This window comes from Streptomyces sp. NPDC002793 (genome assembly GCF_040295485.1).
Classification (GTDB): domain Bacteria; phylum Actinomycetota; class Actinomycetes; order Streptomycetales; family Streptomycetaceae; genus Streptomyces.
The window spans coordinates 1-1,198 of sequence record NZ_JBEOVL010000144.1 but is presented as its reverse complement, the minus strand read 5'-3'; the positions used below and the strand labels follow the sequence as shown (position 1 = coordinate 1,198).

The following is a 1,198-nucleotide window of genomic DNA, read 5'->3' as shown; positions in this document are numbered from 1 at the left end:
CGCTGGACGACGCCTGCCGGTTGGTGTCCGTGCGTGGCCGGTTGATGGACGCGTTGCCCGAGGGCGGAGCCATGCTCGCCGTCGAAGCGGCCGAGAACGAGCTGGAGCTGCCGGAGGGCGTGGACCTCGCCGCCGTCAACGGGCCCACCTCGCTCACCGTCTCGGGTTCGGCCGCTGCGGTCGGCTTGCTGGAGGAGCGTCTGCGGGGGGAGGGCCGACGGGTCAAGCGGCTGTCCGTCTCGCACGCGTTCCACTCGTACCTGATGGAGCCGATGCTCGCCGAGTTCGCAGCGGTGGCCGAGTCACTGACGTACCGGGCCCCGGAGATACCGGTCCTCACCACGGCATCCGGCGACATCGACACCCCCGCCTACTGGGTACGCCAGGTCCGCGAGCCCGTCCGGTTCGCCGACGCGGTACGCACCCTGCCCGGCGAGGGCGTCACCCGCACCCTGGAACTGGGACCCGACGGTGTACTCACCGCACTCGCCCGTCGGAGCGCCGATGCCCTGAACGCCGTACCGGCTCTCCGCGTCGACCAGGGTGAGGTGGCCGCGTTCTCCTCAGCCGTCGCCCACCTGTACGTCGACGGCACGCCCGTGGACTGGAACGCCGTCTACGACGGCCTCGGTGCCCGGCGCGTCGACCTGCCCACCTACGCCTTCCGGCGCCGGCGCTACTGGCTCGACCCGATGCCCGCCGTGGAGACCGCCGGGGACCCGGCGGACGCCGATTTCTGGCACGCCGTGGAGGACGGGGACGCCGACGGTGTCGCAGACGCCCTCGGTGTGACCGACGAGGACACCGTCGACCGCATCGGCTCGCTCCTGCCCGCCCTCGGCGACTGGCGGCGTACCCGCGCCGAGACGTCGGCCGTGGACGCCTGGCGGTACCGCGTCGTATGGCGTCCGGTGACCGTGCCGAACACCCGGCTCGCGGGAAGCTGGCTGGTCGTCGGCGACGAGGACGGTCGCGACGCGGACGGGTTCGGGGAACTGCTCCGCACCCATGGGGCCGACGACGTGCGGACGGTCGCACACCGCGCCGAGCTGCCCGCCGGGGACTTCGCCGGAATCCTGGTCCTGCCCGGTGCGACGCCGACTGATCTTCTTCCGTTGTTGCGTGGTGGGTCGGTGGGGCGTGTGTGGGTGTTGACGCGTGGTGTTGTGGCGGTGGGTCGTTCGGAGCGGGTGGTGGA

The 1,198-nt window shown here is 72.3% G+C and carries 1 protein-coding gene; it reads left to right on the top strand.

Annotated features, from left to right (window positions below; genetic code table 11):
* Window positions 1-44 precede the first annotated feature (44 nt).
* Window positions 45-1,198 (top strand): acyltransferase domain-containing protein (locus ABT001_RS36030; protein ID WP_351285915.1); only part of this gene is annotated, 1,154 nt, incomplete at its 3' end.